The 20,810-nt window shown below is 66.9% G+C and carries 16 protein-coding genes; 10 read left to right on the top strand and 6 right to left on the bottom strand.

The window, feature by feature from the left end:
- Positions 1 to 221 precede the first annotated feature (221 nt).
- The 10 genes from rpsA to QX121_RS28030 all read left to right on the top strand — a co-directional run bounded on the left by rpsA (position 222) and on the right by QX121_RS28030 (position 10,000).
- Positions 222 to 1,931, top strand: coding sequence for a 30S ribosomal protein S1 (rpsA, locus tag QX121_RS28075; RefSeq protein ID WP_315741235.1), 1,710 nt, complete (start codon positions 222 to 224; stop codon positions 1,929 to 1,931).
- Between the two features lie 218 nt (positions 1,932 to 2,149).
- Entirely contained in the window at positions 2,150 to 3,130 is a 981-nt protein-coding gene (gene sppA / locus QX121_RS28070) for a signal peptide peptidase SppA (RefSeq protein ID WP_315741234.1), read from the top strand.
- Positions 3,131 to 3,299: 169 nt separating this feature from the next.
- Complete coding sequence (locus QX121_RS28065; protein WP_315716888.1) at positions 3,300 to 3,617, top strand: integration host factor subunit beta; 318 nt, start codon at positions 3,300 to 3,302, stop codon at positions 3,615 to 3,617.
- Between the two features lie 77 nt (positions 3,618 to 3,694).
- Complete coding sequence (locus QX121_RS28060) at positions 3,695 to 4,087, top strand: lipopolysaccharide assembly protein LapA domain-containing protein (protein ID WP_315813581.1); 393 nt, start codon at positions 3,695 to 3,697, stop codon at positions 4,085 to 4,087.
- A gap of 77 nt (positions 4,088 to 4,164) precedes the next feature.
- Positions 4,165 to 4,824 (top strand): phosphoribosylanthranilate isomerase, encoded by a 660-nt coding sequence (locus QX121_RS28055; RefSeq protein WP_315741232.1) that lies wholly within the window; start codon positions 4,165 to 4,167, stop codon positions 4,822 to 4,824.
- The gene (gene trpB / locus QX121_RS28050) at positions 4,821 to 6,044 is read left to right on the top strand and encodes a tryptophan synthase subunit beta (protein ID WP_315778428.1); all 1,224 of its coding nucleotides are present in this window, start codon (positions 4,821 to 4,823) and stop codon (positions 6,042 to 6,044) included. Before QX121_RS28055 ends, trpB begins: the two co-directional genes overlap by 4 nt.
- Positions 6,041 to 6,877, top strand: coding sequence for a tryptophan synthase subunit alpha (gene trpA, locus QX121_RS28045; RefSeq protein WP_315798617.1), 837 nt, complete (start codon positions 6,041 to 6,043; stop codon positions 6,875 to 6,877). The genes trpB and trpA overlap by 4 nt, the downstream gene beginning before the upstream one ends.
- Positions 6,878 to 6,971: 94 nt before the next feature.
- Positions 6,972 to 7,910: an acetyl-CoA carboxylase, carboxyltransferase subunit beta gene (gene accD, locus QX121_RS28040; protein WP_315741229.1), complete on the top strand. Its 939-nt coding sequence runs from the start codon at positions 6,972 to 6,974 to the stop codon at positions 7,908 to 7,910.
- Positions 7,907 to 9,247 (top strand): folylpolyglutamate synthase/dihydrofolate synthase family protein, encoded by a 1,341-nt coding sequence (locus QX121_RS28035; RefSeq protein WP_315813580.1) that lies wholly within the window; start codon positions 7,907 to 7,909, stop codon positions 9,245 to 9,247. The genes accD and QX121_RS28035 overlap by 4 nt, the downstream gene beginning before the upstream one ends.
- Before the next feature lie 12 nt (positions 9,248 to 9,259).
- Entirely contained in the window at positions 9,260 to 10,000 is a 741-nt protein-coding gene (locus QX121_RS28030) for a metallophosphoesterase family protein (protein WP_315778425.1), read from the top strand.
- A 2-nt stretch (positions 10,001 to 10,002) separates the two neighbouring features.
- Here the strand turns inward: QX121_RS28030 and QX121_RS28025 are convergent, their stop codons facing one another.
- From QX121_RS28025 to QX121_RS28000, 6 genes are all read right to left on the bottom strand, one after another.
- A complete protein-coding gene (locus tag QX121_RS28025; RefSeq protein WP_315813609.1) occupies positions 10,003 to 11,016 on the bottom strand; it encodes an ATP-dependent DNA ligase in 1,014 nt (337 codons plus the stop codon).
- A gap of 142 nt (positions 11,017 to 11,158) precedes the next feature.
- On the bottom strand, positions 11,159 to 11,479 hold the full coding sequence (trxA, locus tag QX121_RS28020; RefSeq protein WP_015663255.1) for a thioredoxin: 321 nt from the start codon (positions 11,477 to 11,479) through the stop codon (positions 11,159 to 11,161).
- Positions 11,480 to 11,577: 98 nt separating this feature from the next.
- Positions 11,578 to 15,051 carry a double-strand break repair helicase AddA gene (gene addA, locus QX121_RS28015; RefSeq protein WP_315813579.1) on the bottom strand — a complete coding sequence of 1,158 codons (3,474 nt, stop codon included), beginning with the start codon at positions 15,049 to 15,051 and terminating at the stop codon, positions 11,578 to 11,580.
- The gene (gene addB, locus QX121_RS28010; protein ID WP_315784853.1) at positions 15,045 to 18,191 is read right to left on the bottom strand and encodes a double-strand break repair protein AddB; all 3,147 of its coding nucleotides are present in this window, start codon (positions 18,189 to 18,191) and stop codon (positions 15,045 to 15,047) included. Before addB ends, addA begins: the two co-directional genes overlap by 7 nt.
- A 1,084-nt stretch (positions 18,192 to 19,275) precedes the next feature.
- Positions 19,276 to 19,998, bottom strand: a complete 723-nt coding sequence (locus QX121_RS28005) for a nucleotidyltransferase family protein (RefSeq protein ID WP_315798622.1) — start codon at positions 19,996 to 19,998, stop codon at positions 19,276 to 19,278.
- Between the two features lie 156 nt (positions 19,999 to 20,154).
- Positions 20,155 to 20,460 (bottom strand): PilZ domain-containing protein, encoded by a 306-nt coding sequence (locus QX121_RS28000; protein WP_008963143.1) that lies wholly within the window; start codon positions 20,458 to 20,460, stop codon positions 20,155 to 20,157.
- Positions 20,461 to 20,810 lie beyond the last annotated feature (350 nt).

Here is a 20,810-nt window from a genome sequence, read left to right as displayed (position 1 = left end):
CCGCTCCCGCCCTTGACCGTCGATAGCTCGATTGCGGTTCAATCGAGTCCGATCATCCGGACGCACTTCATACGTATCGCATGTGCAGGCACTGCCGGCCCGCGTCGTTTGCGCTTATCGCGCATCGCGCGGACGTCTGGGGATTTGTGGACCTCCAGGCACTGTCCATTCGATGCGCCGATCAACCCAAGCTGGCGAGAATGTCCGCATCTGGAGAACAAATGGCTTCGAGTACCTCTGCTTCTTCCTACAATCCCAGCCGCGATGATTTCGCCGCGATGCTGGACGAGTCCTTCACCAAGGGCAACCTGCAGGAAAGCTCCGTCGTCAAGGGCAAGGTTGTTGCGATCGAGAAGGACATGGCCGTCATCGACGTCGGCCTGAAGACCGAAGGCCGCGTGGCGCTGCGCGAATTCGCCGGGCCCGGCCGTGACAGTGAATTGAAGGTCGGCGACGAGGTCGAGGTGTTCCTCGATCGCATCGAGAACGCGCTCGGCGAAGCGGTGCTGTCGCGCGACAAGGCCCGCCGCGAAGAGAGCTGGGGCAAGCTCGAGAAGGCGTTCCAGAACAACGAAAAGGTCAACGGCGTCATCTTCAACCAGGTCAAGGGCGGCTTCACCGTCGACCTGGACGGCGCCGTGGCCTTCCTGCCGCGCTCGCAGGTCGACATCCGTCCGATCCGCGACGTCGCGCCGCTGATGAACAACTCGCAGCCGTTCCAGATCCTCAAGATGGACCGCCGCCGCGGCAACATCGTCGTGTCGCGTCGCACCGTGCTGGAAGAGACCCGCGCCGAGCAGCGCCAGGAGCTGGTGCAGAACCTCGAAGAGGGTCAGGTGATCGACGGCGTCGTCAAGAACATCACCGATTACGGTGCGTTCGTTGACCTCGGCGGCATCGACGGCCTGCTGCACGTCACCGACATCGCGTGGCGCCGCGTCAACCATCCGACCGAGGTGCTCAGCATCGGTCAGACGGTGAAGGTCAAGATCATCAAGATCAACCACGAGACGCACCGCATCTCGCTGGGCATGAAGCAGCTGCTCGACGATCCGTGGCAGGGCATCGAGGCGAAGTATCCGCTGCAGGCCCGCTTCCATGGCCGCGTCACCAACATCACCGACTACGGCGCGTTCGTCGAGCTCGAGCCGGGCATCGAAGGCCTGATCCACGTCTCCGAGATGTCGTGGACCAAGAAGAACATGCACCCCGGCAAGATCGTGTCGACCTCGCAGGAGGTCGAAGTGCAGGTGCTCGAGGTCGACAGCGTCAAGCGCCGCATCTCGCTCGGTCTCAAGCAGACGATGCGCAATCCGTGGGAGGTCTTCGTCGAGAAGCATCCGACCGGTTCGGTGGTCGAGGGCGAGGTCAAGAACAAGACCGAGTTCGGCCTGTTCCTGGGTCTCGAAGGCGACGTCGACGGCATGGTCCATCTGTCGGATCTCGACTGGAAGCAACCCGGCGAGCAGGTCATCGACAACTACAAGAAGGGCGACATGGTCAAGGCCGTGGTGCTCGACGTCGACGTGGAGAAGGAGCGCATCTCGCTCGGCATCAAGCAGCTCGAAGGCGATCCCTTCGCCGAGCCGGGCGATGTCAAGAAGGGCGCGGTCGTCACCTGCGAAGTGCTCGACGTCAAGGACGGCGGCATCGACGTCAAGATCACCGGCACCGACTTCACCACCTTCATCAAGCGCTCCGAGCTGGCGCGCGATCGCAACGACCAGCGCACCGAGCGGTTCGCCGTCGGTGAGAAGGTCGATGCCCGCGTGATCCAGTTCGACAAGAAGGCCCGCAAGGTGCAGGTGTCGATCAAGGCGTTGGAAGTCGCGGAAGAGAAGGAAGCCATCGCGCAGTACGGCTCGTCCGATTCGGGCGCCACGCTGGGCGACATCCTGGGCACCGCGCTCAAGAACCGCGACTCGAAGTAAGCCTTCGGTTCGCGTGATCAGATCAAAGCCCCGGCGAAAGCCGGGGCTTTTTTTGTTCCAGCGAAGCAGAGATACGCGCTCTGTTCCGGGCGGATCGGCCGTCCGGCCGCTTCGCCGCAAGCCTTCCTTTCTTCAAATTGCGCCGCGATTGATGTAATCGGATAACGAGATATTCAGGCTGCGGATGCAAAACGCGCCGAGACTTCCAGGAGCTGTCCATGTCGCTTGATTCGGATGTGATCGTCGATCGCCGCAGGCTGCGCCGCAAGCTGACGTTCTGGCGCGTCGTCGCGGTGCTGATTGCGATTGCGGCTCTTTCCGCCATCGGTCTGGCGATGTCACCGCGCGGCCGCACCGCGCTCTCGACCTCTGGCTCGATCGCCCGCGTCAATATCGAGGGCCTGATCCGCAGCGACCATGAGCGCGTCGCGGCGCTGGAGCGGCTGGAGAACTCCTCGGCGGAAGCCGTCATCGTTCACATCAATTCGCCGGGCGGCACCACCGCCGGCTCCGAGCAGCTCTACGACTCGCTGGTGCGATTGAAGGCGAAGAAGCCGCTGGTCGTCGTCGTGGAAGGCCTGGCGGCTTCCGGCGGCTATATCGGCGCGATCGCTGCCGATCACATCGTCGCGCAGCAGAGCTCGCTGGTCGGCTCGATCGGCGTGCTGTTCCAGTATCCGAATGTCGGTGAGCTGTTGAAGACGGTCGGCGTGAAGATCGAGGAGGTCAAATCCTCGCCGCTGAAGGCCGCCCCCAACGGCTACGAGCCGACCAGCCCGGAAGCGCGCGCGGCGCTCGACGCCCTGGTCAAGGATTCCTACGCCTGGTTCCGCGGACTGGTGAAGGACCGCCGCGCCATGAACGATGAGCAGTTGGAGAAGGTGGCCGACGGCCGCGTCTTCACCGGCAGGCAGGCGATCGAGTTGAAGCTCATCGACGAGCTCGGCGACGAGAAGGCCGCCGTCGCGTGGCTCGTCGCCAACAAGAACGTCAAGAAGGACCTTCCGGTGCGCGACTACAAGCTCACGCCGCGGTTCGGCGATCTGACCTTCCTGCGGACGGCGACCTCGATCGCGCTCGATGCCGTCGGCCTCTCCGGGATCGCCCGCCAGATCGAGCGCACCGGCGTGGTCCAGGCGGTCGATCGGATTGGTCTCGACGGCATGCTCGCGCTCTGGACGCCCGCGCCGGGCAATTGAACCCGCCAAGACCATCCTCAGGGCAATCTTCCCGTTTTGCGTGTGCCACGGCGAGGCCCCGTACCGGGCCTCGCAACCCGATTCATGGCCGCGATGAATGATTTAGCGTCTTGACAGTCCAGCATATTTTCACGGAAATGGGACTTGTCTCCCCGGGTACATTTTCTCGATGATCAAATCCGAGCTTGTTCAGCGTATCGCCGAGCACAACCCGCATCTCTACCAGCGGGATGTCGAGAACATCGTCAATGCGATCCTCGATGAGATCGTCGCGGCGCTCGCCCGCGGTGACCGCGTCGAGTTGCGCGGCTTCGGCGCCTTCTCGGTCAAGCATCGGCCGGCCCGCGCCGGGCGCAACCCACGGACCGGAGCTCATGTCCCGGTGGACCAGAAAAGCGTCCCGTTCTTCAAGACGGGCAAGGAAATGCGCGAGCGGCTGAACCGGGACAATCCCGCCGGCGCCGCAGCTGACGACGCCGACGATTGAAGCATCTCGCGCCGGCCGTGCTAATCGTCTGCGGCTGATTTCGAGGCGAATCCGGCCTGACTGACACGAGCGAGCGCATGCGAAAATTCTTCACTGTCGTGGTCGTCCTTCCGCTGCTGGTGCTGTTCGTCATCTTCGCGGTCGCCAATCGGCATTTCGTTACCGTGTCGTTTGATCCCTTCAACGCGACTGATCCGGCGCTCTCGGCGTCGGTCCCGCTGTTCGCCTTGATCATCGCCGTCGCGATCCTGGGCGTGATCGCGGGTGGCTGTGCCACCTGGATCGGCCAGCGCCGCTGGCGCCGGGCCGCGCGCCGCCATCAGGCCGATGCCGAAGCGGCCCGCGCGCAGGTGGCGCAGCTCAGCGCCGCGGCGCGTGCAAATCAGGGGCCGGCACAATCCCTGGTTCCGGCAGCGCCGGCGCGCCTTTTCGCCCCTTATGGGCGAGACAAGCAGGGCGCCGCGTTGTAGAAGGCGCCAAAGCTCGGCGGCCTTCGAAGCCGCGGGCTTCTGGTGATCCTTTCCGCCCGGACGTGCGTTGTTCATCGATGTCCCTGATCGTCAAAATCTGCGGCCTGACCACGCCCGACACCCTCGCTGCGGCGCTCGACGCGGGCGCCGACATGGTGGGCTTCGTGTTCTTTCCGCCGTCCCCACGCCATGTCGGTCTGACGGCCGCGCGTGAGCTGGGTCGTGACGTCAGGGGCCGCGCGCTCAAGGTGGCGCTGACCGTCGATGCCGACGACGCGACTGTCGAGAACATCGTCGAGACCCTGCACCCCGATCTCCTGCAGCTGCACGGACGTGAAAGCGTCGCGCGCATCCGTGACCTCAAGCAGCGCTTCGGCCTGCCCGTCATGAAGGCCATCCCGGTCGCGACCTCCGCCGATCTCGCGCCGCTGGCGGGCTATGCCGATGTGTGCGATCGCATCCTGTTCGATGCGCGGGCGCCCAAGGATGCGACCCGCCCCGGCGGCCTCGGTGCCACCTTCGATTGGCGTCTGCTACAGGGCCTGAAGCTCGATCGCCCGTTCATGGTCTCTGGCGGCCTGAGCGTCGACAACGTCGCCGAGGCCGTGCGGATCACCTGCGCGGGCGGCGTCGACGTGTCATCGGGCGTCGAGCGGGCGCCGGGTGTGAAGGATTGCGACATGATCCGGGATTTCATTCGCGCGGCGCGGGCCGCTGAAGAGTTGAGCGTTCAATGACGACAGCCATTCCCAATTCCTACCGCAGCGGTCCGGACGACCGCGGTCACTTCGGCATCTTCGGCGGCCGCTTCGTCGCCGAAACCCTGATGCCGCTGATCCTCGATCTGGAAAAGGCCTATGCGGAGGCCAAGGCCGATCCCGCGTTTCATGCCGAGATGAACGGCTATCTGAAGAACTACGTGGGCCGGCCCTCGCCGCTGTATTACGCAGAGCGCCTGACCGAGCATCTCGGCGGCGCCAAGATCTACTTCAAGCGCGAGGAGCTCAATCACACCGGCTCGCACAAGGTCAACAACGTGCTCGGCCAGATCATGGTTGCGCGCCGCATGGGCAAGAAGCGCATCATCGCCGAGACCGGCGCCGGCCAGCACGGCGTGGCGACGGCGACGCTGTGCGCGCGCTTCGGTCTCGATTGCGTCGTCTACATGGGCGCGGTCGACGTCGAGCGGCAGCAGCCCAACGTGATCCGCATGGAGATGCTCGGCGCCAAAGTGGTGCCGGTGCAGTCCGGTGCGAAGACCCTGAAGGACGCGATGAACGAGGCGCTGCGTGACTGGGTCACCAACGTCCACGACACGTTTTATTGCATCGGTACCGTCGCCGGCCCGCACCCCTATCCGATGATGGTGCGCGATTTCCAGTCGGTGATCGGCAACGAGACGCGCACGCAGATGCAGGAGGCCGAGGGCCGGCTGCCGGACTCGCTGATTGCCTGCATCGGCGGCGGCTCCAATGCGATGGGCCTGTTCCATCCGTTCCTCGATGATCCCTCGGTCGAGATCTATGGCGTCGAAGCGGCGGGCCACGGCCTGACGCATCTGCACGCCGCCTCGATCGCCGGCGGCCGCCCCGGTGTGCTGCACGGCAACCGAACCTATCTGCTGATGGACGAGGACGGGCAGATCGAGGAGGCGCATTCGATCTCGGCCGGTCTTGATTACCCCGGCATCGGCCCAGAGCATTCCTGGCTGCACGACGTCGGCCGCGTGAACTATTTGTCGGCGACCGACGAGGAGGCGCTTGCGGCGTTCCAGCTGCTGTCGCGGCTCGAGGGCATCATTCCCGCGCTGGAGCCGGCGCACGCGATCGCCAAGGTCATGGACCTCGCGCCGAAGAAGCCGAAAGACCACTTGATGGTGGTCAACATGTCCGGCCGCGGCGACAAGGACGTGCCGCAGGTCGGCGATATCCTGCGAGGAAGGGCGAAGGCATCGTGACCAGACGGATGGATGCGCGCTTCGCGCAGTTGAAGCAGGAAGGCCGCTCGGCGTTCGTCACCTTCGTCATGGGTGGTGATCCCGATCCCGAGACATCGCTCGCCATCGTCAAGGCGCTGCCGCAGGCGGGCGCCGATATCATCGAGATCGGCATGCCGTTCACCGATCCGATGGCCGATGGTCCGTCGATCCAGGCGGCGGGTCTGCGTGCGCTCAAGGCGGGGATGACCCTGAGGAAGACGCTGCAACTGGTGCGCAGCTTCCGCGAGAGCGATGCTGACACGCCGATCGTCCTGATGGGCTACTACAACCCGATCTACATCTACGGCGTCGACAAGTTCCTCGATGATGCGAAGAGCGCCGGCGTCGACGGCCTGATCATCGTCGACCTGCCGCCGGAGGAAGACAGCGAGCTGTGCATTCCCGCCCTGAAGGCCGGGCTGAATTTCATCCGGCTGGCGACGCCGACGACCGATGACAAGCGGCTGCCGGCCGTGCTCGCGAACACCTCCGGCTTCGTCTACTACGTCTCGATCACCGGCATTACCGGCGCGGCTGCGGCGGACTCCTCCGCCGTCGGTGCCGCCGTGGCGCGGATCAAGCGGCATACGGCGCTGCCTGTCTGCGTCGGCTTCGGCATCCGGACACCGGAGACCGCCCGCGCCATCGCCGCCAATGCCGACGGCGCCGTGGTCGGCACCGCCCTGGTCGACGCGCTCCGCGCCAGCCTCGATGCCGAGGGACGCGCGACCGCCAAGACGGTGAGCGCCGTCGCCGATCTGGCCGCTGCGCTGGCAAGGGGCGTGCACAGGGCGCAACAGGCCGCGGAATAGGCCGTCAACCACTATTCGACCGGGCGTCGCGGCCGTCTTGCCGTGACCCCGTCGTCCCGCCATATATCCGGGCGACCGCAACACGGAGCGACACATGAACTGGCTTACCAACGTGGTCCGGCCGAAGATCCGCAACATCCTGCGCCGCGAGACGCCGGAGAACCTCTGGATCAAGTGCCCGGATTCCGGACAGCTCGTGTTCTACAAGGACGTCGAGGCCAACCAGTTCGTCATTCCCGGCTCCAACTACCACATGCGCATGGGCGCGGTGGCGCGGCTGAAGTCGATGTTCGACAACGAGACCTGGTTCGACGTCGCCCTGCCCGAGGTGACGCCCGATCCGCTGAAATTCCGTGACGAGCGCCGCTATGCCGATCGCATCAAGGATGCCCGGGCGCGGACCGGCATGAACGATGCGGTCAAGGTCGGCTTCGGCAAGCTCGAAGGCATGGGCGTTGTCATCGCCGTGCAGGATTTCGATTTCATGGGCGGCTCGCTCGGCATGGCCGCGGGCGAAGCGATCGTGCGTGGCCTCGAGCTCGCGGTCGAGAAGAAGTCGCCGTTCATCGTGTTCGCGGCCTCCGGTGGCGCGCGCATGCAGGAAGGCATCCTGTCCTTGATGCAGATGCCGCGCACGACCGTGGCCGTGCAGATGCTGCGCGAGGCCAAGCTGCCCTACATCGTCGTGCAGACCAATCCGACCACCGGCGGCGTCACCGCGTCCTACGCGATGCTCGGCGACGTCCACATCGCCGAGCCCGGCGCGCTGATCGGGTTCGCCGGCGCCCGGGTGATCGAGCAGACCATTCGCGAGAAGCTGCCCGAAGGTTTCCAGCGCGCTGAATACCTCCTGGACCACGGCATGGTCGACATGGTCGTGCATCGTCATGACCTGCGCCCGACCCTGGCGCGGCTGTGTCGCCTGCTGACCAAGGCGCCGGCTGTCGAACACGCCAAGCCCGCGCCGCAGCTGCCGCCGCCCGCGAAGGCCGTTGAGGCGGCGGATGCGCCGGCGGTCGCGCCGACCGCGTGAACGATCTCGCCAAGTCACCGCCCTCGCTCGACGAGTTGATCGCGCGGCTGTCCGTGCTGCATCCGAGCAAGATTTCGCTCGGGCTCGAACGCATGCACCGGCTGCTCGGCCAGCTCGGTCATCCCGAGCGCAAGCTGCCGCCGGTGATCCACGTCGCCGGCACCAACGGCAAGGGCTCCACTGTCGCCTATCTCCGTGCCATGCTCGAAGCGGCGGGCCTGCGCGTCCACGTCTTCACCTCGCCCTGGCTGGTGCGCATCAACGAGAGCTATCGGCTCGGCAAGGTCGGCGGCGGCGTCCTCGTCGACGACGAGGAGCTGATCTCCGCGCTGCTGGAATGCGAGCGTGTCAATGCGGGCGCGCCGATCACCTTCTTCGAGGTCAAGACCGTCGCGGCGTTCGTGCTGTTCGCGAAGCATCCGGCCGATGTCGTGCTGCTCGAGGTCGGCCTCGGTGGCCGGCTCGATTCCACCAATGTGCTCGAGCAGGTCGCAGCGTCGGTGCTGACCCCGATCGGCATGGACCACATGGAATTTCTCGGCGACACCCGCGCGCTGATCGCGGCCGAGAAGGCCGCCATCATCAAGCGCGGCTGTCCGGTGATCTCGGCCGCGCAGGAGCCCGATGCCATGGCCGTGATCGAGCGTGAGGCCAGGCGCCAGCGCGCGCCGTTGTTTGCCGCCGGCGAGAGCTGGCACGTCGGTGTCGAGCGCAACCGGCTCGTCTATCAGGACGACCGTGGTCTTCTTGATCTTCCGGCGCCAAAACTGTTCGGCCGGCATCAGTTCGACAATGCGGGCCTCGCGATCGCGACCTTGCGCGCGGTCGATCAGTTCAAGCTCACCACCAAGGCGTTCGAGGACGGCATCGTCGGCGCTGAATGGCCGGCGCGCATGCAGCGGCTGTCGAGCGGTGCGCTCACCGCCATCGCCCCGCAGGGCGCGGAGATCTGGCTCGATGGCGGCCACAACGCGGACGGCGGCCGCGTCGTTGCGGCGGCGATCGGCGACCTCGAGGAACGCGTGTCGCGGCAGCTCGTCGTGATCGTCGGGATGATGGGCAATAAGGATGCGGCGGCGTTCCTCGCCAATTTCGCGGGCCTGACGCGGCACATCATCGTCGTGCCGATACCCAATGAGAGCAAGGCGATGGCGCCGGCTGATCTGGCCGCCGCGGCGCGCACGCTCGGCATGCGCGTCGAGATCGCCGATGGCGTCGCGTCCGCGCTCGCCAGCATCGCGCGGCTTGCCTATGAGGTCCCGCCGCGTATCCTGATCACGGGGTCGCTCTATCTCGCAGGGCACGTGCTCGACCTCAACGGCACGCCGCCGACCTGAGGGGAATAGCGCATGCGCTTTGCCGCGATCGCAGACGTCCACGGCAACCATCTCGCGCTCGAAGCCGTGCTGGCCGACATCCGGGCGCAAGGCGTGACTGATATCGTCAACCTCGGCGACATGGCCAGTGGTCCGCTCGACGCGCGCAAGACAATGGACTTGCTGATGCCGCTCGAGGCGATGCATGTGCGCGGCAATCATGACCGCTGGCTGATCGATCGGCCGCCGGAGAAGATGGGGGCTTGGGAGCGACCCGCCTACGCCCAGCTCGAAGCTGATCATCTCGACTGGCTGCGCGCGATCCCGGCAACCGCCGTCTATCGGGACCAGGCCTTCCTTTGTCACGCGACGCCCGACGACGATAACGTCTACTGGCTCGAGAGCGTCGCTCAGGACGGTGCGATCACTTGCGCGCCGCTCGATGCGATCGAGAAACTTGCCGCTGATATCTCGCAGCCGCTGATCCTGTGCGGCCATACGCACACGGCCCGCGCGGTACGCCTGCGCGACGGGCGGCTGATCGTCAATCCCGGCAGCGTCGGCAGTCCCGGCTATTCCTACGACGTGCCGTATCCGCATGTCGTCGAAGCGGGCACGCCCGATGCGCGCTACGCGATCTTGGAGCAGCGGTCGGCCGGCTGGAGCGTGACCTTCCGCCACGTGCCCTATGATCACCAGGCCATGGCCGCGCTCGCGCGCGCCAATGGTGACGGCGAGTTTGCCGCTGCGCTCGCGACCGGCTGGATCCGCTGACCTCACGCGAGCAGCTTCAAGGGATCAGCAACCTTCTGCCTGAGCTGCTCGAAGGTGCATTGCTTCGGCGCCTTGTCGGGGCGACAGCGCAGGATCGAGGTGCCGTGGCGAAAGCGCTCGCCGGAGAAATGGTCGTAGCAGACCTCGATCACCAGCTTCGGCTTCAGCGGACACCATTCCGCCGAGCGCTCGGTCGACCATCGGCTCGGCCCGCCCGGCGTATTGCCGGTGAAGCCGGGCGGCGAGATCAGCGGCTCGAGCTTGTCGGTCAGCGCGGGCTTCTCCTCCTTCTTGAGCGCGGAGGTGAAGCCGACGTGGTGCAGCAGGCCGTCATCGTCGTAGAGCCCGAGCAGCAGCGAGCCGACCAGCTTGCGCCCGTTGGCGCCCCTGTTGGTGGCGTAACGGAAGCCGCCGATCACGCAGTCGGCTGAGCGGTAGCGCTTGATCTTCTGCATGCCCTCGCGGTTGCCGGCCTGGTAGGGCAGGTCGAGGCGCTTGGCGATCACGCCATCCGAGCCGCCGCCGGACTGCGCCAGCCAGCTTTGCGCGGTCGCGAAGCGCCTCGTCGCCGGCGACAGCCGGAACGTCGGATGATCCGCGAAGTTCGCCTTCGCGAACGCTTCCAGCACCGGTCGCCGTTCCTGCAGCGTCTGTGTCATCAGCTCCTTGTCCTTCGCGGTCGCCAGCAGGTCGAAGGCCAGGAACAGCGCCGGCGTCTCGATTGAGAGCTTCTTCACCCGGCTCGCGGCGGGATGAATCCGCTGCAGCAGCGCGTCGAACGCGAAGCTCTTGCCCTGTGGCACCACCAGCTCGCCGTCGAGTGTGAAGCTGGTCGCCTTCAGCTCGCGCGCAGCGGCGACAATCTCCGGGAAGTAGCGCGCGAGGTCCTCGCCGGCCTTCGACCGCATCGTCACCGTTGCGCCGTCGCGCGTCAGCAGGCAACGGAAGCCGTCCCATTTCGGCTCGTACTGCCAGTCCTCGCCGCGCGGGATTGCATCCACCGAGCGCGCCTCCATGGCCAGCAGGCCGGATTTGCGGGAGGGCGAGCGATGGGCGCGGGCGGGCATGGCGACATCCGAAAACGCTGACTCACACCCCTCAACGCAAACGGCCGGCGATTCCGCCGGCCGTTCGACAAAAATCATGGTTCTCGACGCGTCACACCGCCGACGAGATCCACTGCTGCAGCTTCGCCTTCGGCGCGGCACCGACCTGGCGCGAGGCCATCTCGCCGCCCTTGAACACCATCAGGGTGGGGATCGACATCACGCCGTACTTCGAGGCCGTCTTCGGGCTCTCGTCGACGTTCAACTTCACGATCTTGACCTTGTCGCCCATCGCGCTCGAGATCTCGTCGAGGGCCGGCGCGATCATGCGGCACGGGCCGCACCACTCGGCCCAGAAGTCGACCACGACCGGGCCGTCGGCCTTGAGCACTTCGCTTTCGAAATCGGCGTCGGAAACCTTGCCAACGGCCATGGGATTACCTCGTTCGGTTGGAGGAAGCGGCGCGGACGCGCCGCTTCTGCGTGGGCGTCAAATTAGGAATGGCGTGATGCCGGGTCAAGCGGGCTCACTCAGACGTGCTGGGATGGCAGCATGGCGTCCAGCGCGGAGGCCGGAAGCTCCATGAATTCAGCGGCTTCGGTCCAGAGCAGGGCGGCCCGGACGGCGCGCCCGGGGTACAATTGGCCGAGCACGGCGCGGTACAGCGCGAGCTGCCGGACATAGGCTGGGGGCACCTCGGCCAGCTCCGCGGGCGGCTGCTGGTTGGTCTTGAAGTCGACGATCAGCACCTCGGCCTCGGTCACCACCAGTCGGTCGATCTGGCCGGAGACCAGCGCCGGCGGCTGGCCGGCCAGTGCGAGGCGGCCCACGATCGAGACTTCCGCCCGGCTCCCGGCCGCGAACACCGCGGCAAAGCGCGGGTCTTCGATGACGGCGAGCACGCGGTCCGCGAGACCCGCACGGTCATCGTCCGGCCAGTCGGCGGCGTTGCGAACCAGATATCGCAGCGCGGCATCGCGCCGCCGCTCCGGCGCCACGTCGGGCAGCGACTGCAGCAGGCGATGCACCAGCGTGCCGCGCTGCATCGCAAGACTGCGCGCCGCCAGCGATTCGCCCGTGCGCACCGGCCGCTCGTCGGCGGATGGATCGGACGGCCTGAGCACGGCGACCTCGCCGGGCGCCTCCACCGCCGCCGTGCGCAGCCAAGCCGGCAGCTCGACCGCCGTCCCCACCATGCGCCGCGTTTCGTCAGCAGCGGTTTCCGCGATGTCCTCGGCCCGCGCATAGCGCTTGACCGGTCCGTCTTCGGTTTCGATCACCTCGACCTGCAGCTCCGCGGCATCAAGCCCGCGCGCCATCAGGTCGTACCAGCTGCCGCCGCGGACGTTGTTCATGTTGCCCGGCATGCAGCCGCCGATGACCAGCCGATCTGCGGCGCGGGTCATCGCGACATAGAGCAGCCGGCGATACTCGTCCTCGGTCTCTTTGAGCATCGCCACGCGTGCCGCCGCGACGGCTTGCGGATCGTCGGCCTTGCGGCCGGCCCAGACCACGATCTCCTGCTCGCCATGCGGCACGTGGATCAGTCGCAGCCGCTGCGAATCGGCTGGCGACGAGGTGGTGTCGACCAGGAAGACGACGGACGCCTCGAGGCCCTTGGCGCCGTGCACGGTCATCACCCTGATCTCGTCGCGCGAGATCTCCATGTCGCGCTTCACCTCGGTGTCGGCGGCGCGCAGCCAGGCGACGAAGCCCTGCAGCGAGGCCGGCGCCTTGCGCTCGTAGGACAGCGCGAGCTCGAGGAATTCGTCGAGGGCGTCATTGGCCTCGTGACCCAGCCGCGCCAGGATGCGTCGCCGGCCGCCATCGCCGCCGAGCAGCCAGGCATAGAAGGCGAACGGCGTGTCCTCGGCGGCGCGGCGCTCGCATTGCTGGAGCCGGCGCACCACGCCCTGCAGCCGCTCGTCGTCAGCCGCATGTGCGGCGAGCGCCTCGCGCAACGACCCGCGGCGCTGCCAGGCGAGCTTGAACAGATCGTCGTCGTCGAGCCCGAACAACGGGCTCTTCAGCGCGGTCGCCAGCGCCAGATCGTCCTGCGGCAGCAGCAGCGCGTCGGCGAGGTTCATCAGGTCGATGATCGCGATGTGCTCGGTCAGCTTCAGCCGGTCGGCGCCCGCCACGGGGATGCCCGCGTGCTTGAGCGCCTGGATCACCGCGTCGAACGCATTGCCACGACGGCGCACCAGGATCAGCATGTCGCCATAGCTCAGCCGCCGTCGCGCGCCGTCATGGCCGGTCATCGTGCCCGTCGAAATCAGCCGCTTGATCTCGGCCTGGATGCGCCTGGAAAGCTTGACCTCGGGGCTGGTGACGGAGACGCCGTCGAACGGCGCACGCCAGCCCTCGATCTCCTTGCGGTCGTCGCGCTCGCACAGGCTCCATAGCTCGACCATGCTCGGTCCGGCATCGGTCAGCGCGTTGTGGATGGGATGGCCGATGTCAGGCGAGTGAATGCTGCTGTAGACGTCGCGCTCGCGGAACACGTGGTCGACCGCGTGCAGCACCGTCGGCCCGGAGCGGAACGAATAGGTGAAGGACACCGGGTCGAACAACAGCCCGGCGTCGGTGAAGCGCTTCTGCAACTGTCGCCGGCGCGCATCGAACTCGTGCGGGTCGGCGCCCTGGAACGAGAAGATCGACTGCTTCTCGTCGCCCACCGCGAAGATCGTACGCGTGAGTCCGTCGCGCGCCCCGGCGCCGGCGGTGAACTCTTCGATGATGTGGGCGACAATGTCCCATTGCCGTGGGCTCGTGTCCTGCGCCTCGTCGATCAGCACGTGATCGACGCCGCGGTCGAGCTTGAAGTGCACCCAGCCGGCGGAGACTCGGTTGAGCATTGCCAGGGTCTTGTCGATCAGGTCGTCATAGTCGAGCAGGCCGCGTTCCTCCTTCTCGCGGCGATAGTTCGCAGCCGCCGCGGTGGCGATCTGCAGCAGCGCCTCGGTGCGGTCGCGCACGACCGCCGCGCGGCGCTTTTCGATCAGGCGATCGAGCCGGCGCGCCTCCGATTCGAATAGGCCGGCGATGCCGGGATTGGCGTCGGCGAACTTCTTGGTGAGCAGGGACTTCCGCGGCTCCTTGTCCTCGGTCAGGAATACGCGAAGATATTCATCGACCTGATCGGCGCCCGAGAACGCCAGTGCGGCGCGGAGTTGCTCCGCCTGCTTCTGGTCGGTCTTGGCGCCGCCGTCGAGCCGCGCGGCGATATCGGTCCAATCCCTCAGTGGCAGATTGGGGCCGTCGACGATGTCGCGCTCGATGGCTTCCAGCGTCTCGTCGGCGCTGATGCCGAGCACCTCGCCGAGCTGTTGCGCCGCGACCTCGACGCGCCCCGCGCCATCGGTCCAGGCCATGAAGTGATCGCGGCTGAGACAGGCGTCGCGCACGACCTCCTTGAAGGTCGAGTCCGCCGCATTGGCCATCGCCACCTGCAGCGCACGGCCGACCGCGCTGTCGGGCGCCCGCGCGGCGTCGAGCAGCACCTTGAGATTGGCGCGCTCCATCATCTCGGTCTGGTCGCGCTCGTCGAGCACCGAGAACCGCGCCGGCACGTTGGCTTCGAACGGGAACTGTTGCAGCAGCCGCGTGCACAGCGCGTGAATGGTCTGCACCTTCAGCCCGCCCGGCGTCTCCAGCGCGCTGGCGAACAGCTTTCGCGCCGACGCCCGCAGCTTCTTGTCGGGGTTTGGGATGCCGGTGGATTGGATCGCGCTGTCGAGCGCGTCGTCGTCGAGCGTCACCCAATGGCCGAGCGTCGAGAACACGCGCTCGGCCATGTTGGCGGCGGCGGCCTTGGTGAAGGTGATGCAGAGGATCTTCTCCGGCGGCACGCCGTCGAGCAGCAGTCGGATCACGCGCTGCACCAGCACATGCGTCTTGCCCGAGCCGGCATTCGCCGACACGAAGGCCGACGCCGCCGGATTCGACGCGCGCGTCTGCGCGTCGCGCACGGCCTGCGGAATGGGGCGGGGTGCCTTCACCATTCTTCGACTCCCAGTCCGCCGGCCGCCGACCATTCCTTGATGCGGGCGAGGTCGTCATAGCTGCCGTAGCGGTTCGCCCACATCGACAGGTTCAGCGAGGTGTAGCCTTGATTGACATCCTCGAAGCTGCGGATCAGTGCTTCGAGCTTGGCGCGCGCCTCCTGCGCGGCCTGGTCCGGGTGCTGCGGCGTGTCGCTCTTGTTGATCTTCAGCTCGAGGATGCGCTCTTCGCCTGGCGGATTGTTGCCGGACAGCCTGACATAAACGAGCTGACTGATCATGCTGCCGGCCGGGATGCCCTCGAAGCCGCCTTCGCGCAGGATCGCGGCTTCGAGTGTGAGCTGCGGCGACAGCCCCATGCGCACCTGCTTGGCCGTCGGCGGCTGGCCAGTCTTGTAGTCGAGAATGGCGTAGGTGCCCTCGGCACGCTGTTCGATGCGGTCGGCGCGCGCCGACAGGATGAAGGTGCGGCCCTGATCCAAGGGAATGCCGATCTCGCCGCGGATCTCCGCGGTGATGGCGCCGATCTGCGCGCGCCGCGCGGTCTCCCACGCCGCGAACCAGCCGGCGATGCGCTGGAAACGCGGCCACCACAATGCCCGCGCCTCGGGCCGCTCCATCAGCGGCGCAAAGTGTTTCTCGCCGATGACGCGCAGCGCATGCGCCGGATGCAGCGGCAGGGCATCAGCATAAGTCTGCGTGAATTCGCCGATCGCTTCGTGAATCGCCGAGCCGCGATCGGCCGCCGACAGTGGCATGTCGACAGGATCGAGCGGATCGAGCCGCAGGATGTAGCGCGCGAAGATGGTGTAGGGATCGCGCAGCCAGTCCTCGATGGCGGTCACCGACATGCGCAGCGGCCGTGCTGCCAGCGGCGGCTTCGGCGCCGGCTGTTCGACCGGCTTCACCGCGGCCGGCTGGTCGAGCACCTCGGCATAGCGGACGTAAGTCTCGCCGCGCGCGGTCGCCGCCTTCCAGCGCTCGGCGCCGGCGACGGCTTCGAGACGGTGCAGGAAGCGCGAGGCCACGGCCGGCGCGCCGCCGGACTTGGCGGCGTGCGTCAGGATCACCTCGGGCGCGCCGAGCAGTTGGGCGAAGTCGTGCGCCGACAGGCCGATGCGGCGCTCGGGCAGATCGAGGCCGAGCTGATGCCGCATCGGGCGGCTGAGCCAGGGATCGATGCGCGGCGCCGGTGGCCACACGCCCTCGATCAAGCCGCCGATGATCATGCGATCGGCCTGCATCAACCGCGCTTCGAGCGGACCATAGATCTGCAATTGCGCACCGTGGCGCTCGGGGCGGCGCACCGCGCGATCGGAGAAGGCGGTATGGAACAGATCCGGATAGTCCGACAGCGGCGCCATCAGGCCGCAGCGCTCGCCGGACGCGAGCAGGTCGTCGAAGCAGCGCGCCAGCGCGGCGCCGTCGCGATCGGTGAAGGCGGTGCTGAGACCGACATCGTCGGTCGACAGCGCGATCAGCACCTCGCGATGCCGCGCGGCGAGCTCGGCGAAATCCTGCGGGCGCGGCGAGGCGAGGTTTTCGAGCGGCGCCAAGGCCGTCTGCAATTGCGCAATCAGCGCGCCGGCGCGGTCGAGCTGCTCGGGACTGAGACGCGCGCGCGGCTCGGCCTTGTGCAGCGATGATGCTTCGCCCTGGTGCAGCTTGGTGTGCTCGTCGCGGAAGCGCGCGAAGTCGCGCGCAAGCCCGCTGCTTCCGGCTTGTGGCCGCGTGCCGCGGAGCATGGCGAGCTCCAGCGTCTCGATGGCACTCTTCCAGCCATTCGCGGCGCGGCCGAGCCGGCACAGCGGATGCTTGAGCAGAGCCAGCAAGGTCGGCGGCTCCAGCCCGCGCGCTGCAGCTTCCGCCGCGAGGCGGGCGAAGATGCCGGCCGGCGTCTCCAGCAGCGCGTCACCACCGGAATCGTCAAACGTCAGGTGCCAGCGCGTCAGCGCCGCCATCACCCGGCGCGCCAGCGCGCGGTCCGGCGTCACCAGCGCGGCCGATTTGCCGAGATGGCGCGCCTCGCGCATCGCGATCGCAATCGCCAGCGCCTCCATCTCCGGATTGGGGGCCGCGACGACAGCGAGATTGTCCATTGCTTCGGCGATGTTGGCGGCGATGTCGAACTGGCGCAGCCGCTCGTGCCACATCGCCGTCGCTTCCGACGGCCGCATCGCTTCGGAGATCAGCACCTCGCGGCCACCGCGGCCGGTTGGGGCGAGACGGACCACGTCGCGCCGCTCCAGGCCGAAGCGTTTGAGCAGCAGGTGCATCGCATATTGTGGATGGTTGACGGCGGGTGGCGTCAGCACGCGGCCGCCGCGATCTTTGCTGCCGCCGATCGAACTCCACGCGGTTTCGTCCAGATCGGTGTCGAGCCCCGGCAGCACGACAGCACCATGCGGCAGCTTCGCCACCGCCAGCAGGAACTTTGCCGTGGCCGGCATCGAGCCGGTGGAGCCTGCGGCAATGACGGGACCATCGGGTTGCGCCGACAGCCGCGCCGCTTCGGCCGCGATCAGCAGATCGCGCCGCGCCGCCGGCTCGATGCGCTCGATCTCCTGCAGATAGGCCGGCCACGCGGTCCGCGCGATGCGCAGGAACTCGAGCGAATACTGCCAGTATTTGTCGAGCTGATCCGGCACCAGCGCGTCGAGCGCATCCCAGGACACGCCGCGCGTCACCATGTCGTCGATCAGCCGCGCCAGGTCGCCGGCCAGGGCCAGCGTCGAGGCCGGGCCGCCGATCACCAGCGGCGCCGACACCGGCGTCTTGGCCCAGGCCGCGACCAGCCGCGCCAAGGTGAGCCGGCGCTGCAGGTCGTCGAGCCGTTCCGGAATCTCCAGCGGCGCCGGCCCGAGGAACGCGTCGCGATCCTCCGCGAAGGCGAGCTCGTCCTCGTCGATGTCGCCGAGCGCGACGAGCCGCGGCAGCACCGCGGCATCGGTCTTCAGCTCGTCGAGGAACATCTCGCGCGCCACCCGCAGGGAGCGCCGTGTCGGCAGATACAGCGTCGCGGTCGCGAGCCGGGCGGGATCGCTGCGCGCCTCGAAGCCGTCGACCAGCCGGCCATCGACCAGCGCGGCGATCACGCTGCGCAGGAACGGTGCCGAGATGGGAACGGTGAAGACGCGCATGGCCTGCGATTCGGGTTGCTCGAGGCGTCTATATAGGGAGCGATCGGCCGCAGGTCATATCGGGGGTGTGGATGGGTGTTGATAGGTGCGGCTGCGCTCGGCTGCCTAGAACTTGCGGGTGGGGCAGTTCGCGGCGTGAAGCGGCGGTCCGGGATGACGTTCGCCACTCGGATGAAGTGAGGTGAGTACGCGACCTCCGCATATTCGCCGTCGTCCCGGGCAAGCCTCTGACAGCGCGTCAGCGCTGTCAGAGGCGCCGAGCCGGGACCCATAGCCCCAGGCTGATGTTTGTGGCGCGATGGTCATGGCTAGCCTACGCAACACGCCCCCCTGTGGATATGGGTCCCGGCTCTGCGCCCTGGCCTCGCTGCGCGATGCCAGGGCTTGGCTGGGACGACACTGAATATGAGGAAGCAGTTTCGCCCGATTCGCCATCTTAGGCAGGCCACCGACCGCGCCTCATGCGTCCTCATTCCCGCGACGCCGTCGCGCCCGAGTGATGCAAATCGTTCGCCCTCATCCGAAGCAAGGGCGCAGGGAAGGCCGGGCCTCGGCTGAGGCCCGTGGCCCCCGTGCGTGAAAGAGTGCACGGGGCAGGAACCACAGGTTCAGCCGGAACGACCCGGCCTTCCCTGCGCGATGGGTTGACGGCTTATACGTCCTCTCCTCGGTGTGCCGGCTTGTAGCCACCGTCGCCCGCGCGCGGCGTCAGCAGCGGCGCGAGCTTGGCATCAGCATCGGGATGCCGGGACCTTACGATTTCGCCGTCCTGCCAAAACCGTTCGTCGGCGCGCATGAGCGCGCTGCGGTTCTGACAGGCCATCGCATCCCGCGCTCAACGTTCGTGACGACCGCGATACGCCCCTCGCAACGAGGCGGGATGCGCATGAGAGAACACGAATTCTGTAAAAGCGAAAGAAGAATTTTGTGCGCGTCGAATGCGACGAGCGGGATCGGGTTGAATGTGCGGACGAAAATAGTTTCTCGACGCAGATAATTTGAGCGATGCCAGCGCAGGGTCGGCGCCGACGAGGCGGAGCAAATCGCGCAATGCGCCGACTTGATTCGCCCGTCGGGCAGTCCGCTACGCCGCACTCTCCATCAGAGCCTCTTCCGCTTCCGTCACCGCGGCCGGCGTGCCGACATGCATCCACACGCCTTCGAGGCGGAGGCCGAACAGGCGGTCCTGCTCGTTCGCCTTGTCGAACATCTTCGTCAGCGAGAACTCGCCCGACGGCGCGCCATCGAAGATCGCGGGCGAGATGATGGCCGCTCCCGCATAGACGAACGGCACCACCTGATGCTCCCGGCGCTTGCGCAAGGTACCGTCGGCGAGCATCGCGTAGTCCCCTTGACCCGCGTAGCCGATCGAGGTCGCGGTCGGCGCCATCAGCAGCATGATGTCCATGCGTTCGGGATCGAACGCGTCGGCGAGACGCGAGAGGTTCTGGCGCACGCCCTCGATCCACATCGTGTCGGAGTTGACGTGGAAGAACGGCTCGTGGCCGAGCAGCGGCAGTGCCTTGACGACGCCGCCGCCGGTGCCGAGCACCTGGTCGCGCTCGTCGGAGATGATCACGCGGGGCGTGCTGCGCGCGGCCGTGTGCGCGATGATCTGGTCGGCGAGATAGTGGACATTGACGACGGCTTCGGTGACCCCGGCTTCGGCGAGGCGGTCGAGCACATGGTCGAGCAGCGGGCGGCCGGCGACGCGCACCAGCGGTTTGGGCATCGTCTCCGTCAGTGGGCGCATGCGCAATCCGAGACCTGCGGCGAGGACCATGGCTTTGTGCGGCTTGACGGGCATCTCAGGCAATCTCGATCAAAGGTGGTACGCACGAATCATACCACGCAAAAACATCTATCGTCTCGGTCGGTTGCGATAGCCCGGCGCGATGACGAATGTGCGACGGCGGCGCCGTCGTCCCGATGCAGGATGCCGCAGGTGTCTCCCGGTACGCCGTCAGGCCTCCGCTGTGGCGCGCTTGTTGGTCTTCTTCTTGCCCTGCTTCAGGAAGGTGACGCCGATCTGGTCGCCATTGACCCAGGCCAGCTCGCAGCGCCGGTAGGCCAAGCCGGTCGACGACAACAGCAGGAAGAACTCCTTCAGGTGCAGGCCTTCGACCGAGCCCTCGACCGTCAGCTTCGCCCCGGTCTCCGAGACGTCCTCGATGGTGCAGTTGCGCCGCCAGGTGCCGTCGATGCCCATCATGAAAGCCGGGATGCCGCGCTCGAAGACGACGCGTTCGCCCTTCATCCGCTCTGCCATCGCAACCTCCGTTCACGCGAGGCGCGCAACCGGCGCCGCGGGCGCAAGGTAAGGGGGGATGGCTAAGAACCGGTAAAGCGACGCGGGTGGGTGGTTTTGGCGCGTCCTCTTCCCACAACGGCGGTCCGCTCCCCTCCCCCTTGCGGGGAGGGGTTGGGGGTGGGGGGGCCACGGATGCGGAATTTGTTGGTTTACTCGGACCGGCAGCTGACAGCCGCCGGCGGTCATGATTGCCGCTGATGGCGAGAGGTCTGCGCTCGTCACTTTGAGTCTCGCCCTGACCGACCGGGTTGATCCCTGACATTTTGGACCGGGCTGATCCCTGACACTATTCGATCACTGCTGTGTTG

It is taken from the genome of Bradyrhizobium sp. SZCCHNR2028 (assembly GCF_032380995.1).
Lineage (GTDB): Bacteria > Pseudomonadota > Alphaproteobacteria > Rhizobiales > Xanthobacteraceae > Bradyrhizobium.
This window is presented reverse-complemented; position numbering and strand designations above follow the sequence as displayed.

Excerpts from the sequence above, each read along its gene's own strand:
- QX121_RS28055 (WP_315741232.1), top strand. The coding sequence starts at position 4,165 with ATGTCCCTGATCGTCAAAATCTGCGGCCTGACCACGCCCGACACCCTC.
- trxA (WP_015663255.1), bottom strand. The coding sequence starts at position 11,479 with ATGGCCGTTGGCAAGGTTTCCGACGCCGATTTCGAAAGCGAAGTGCTC.
- QX121_RS28030 (WP_315778425.1), top strand. The coding sequence starts at position 9,260 with ATGCGCTTTGCCGCGATCGCAGACGTCCACGGCAACCATCTCGCGCTC.
- sppA (WP_315741234.1), top strand. The coding sequence starts at position 2,150 with ATGTCGCTTGATTCGGATGTGATCGTCGATCGCCGCAGGCTGCGCCGC.
- addB (WP_315784853.1), bottom strand. The coding sequence starts at position 18,191 with ATGCGCGTCTTCACCGTTCCCATCTCGGCACCGTTCCTGCGCAGCGTG.
- QX121_RS28060 (WP_315813581.1), top strand. The coding sequence starts at position 3,695 with ATGCGAAAATTCTTCACTGTCGTGGTCGTCCTTCCGCTGCTGGTGCTG.
- accD (WP_315741229.1), top strand. The coding sequence starts at position 6,972 with ATGAACTGGCTTACCAACGTGGTCCGGCCGAAGATCCGCAACATCCTG.
- rpsA (WP_315741235.1), top strand. The coding sequence starts at position 222 with ATGGCTTCGAGTACCTCTGCTTCTTCCTACAATCCCAGCCGCGATGAT.
- QX121_RS28000 (WP_008963143.1), bottom strand. The coding sequence starts at position 20,460 with ATGGCAGAGCGGATGAAGGGCGAACGCGTCGTCTTCGAGCGCGGCATC.
- QX121_RS28005 (WP_315798622.1), bottom strand. The coding sequence starts at position 19,998 with ATGCCCGTCAAGCCGCACAAAGCCATGGTCCTCGCCGCAGGTCTCGGA.
- addA (WP_315813579.1), bottom strand. The coding sequence starts at position 15,051 with ATGGTGAAGGCACCCCGCCCCATTCCGCAGGCCGTGCGCGACGCGCAG.
- QX121_RS28065 (WP_315716888.1), top strand. The coding sequence starts at position 3,300 with ATGATCAAATCCGAGCTTGTTCAGCGTATCGCCGAGCACAACCCGCAT.
- trpB (WP_315778428.1), top strand. The coding sequence starts at position 4,821 with ATGACGACAGCCATTCCCAATTCCTACCGCAGCGGTCCGGACGACCGC.
- QX121_RS28025 (WP_315813609.1), bottom strand. The coding sequence starts at position 11,016 with ATGGAGGCGCGCTCGGTGGATGCAATCCCGCGCGGCGAGGACTGGCAG.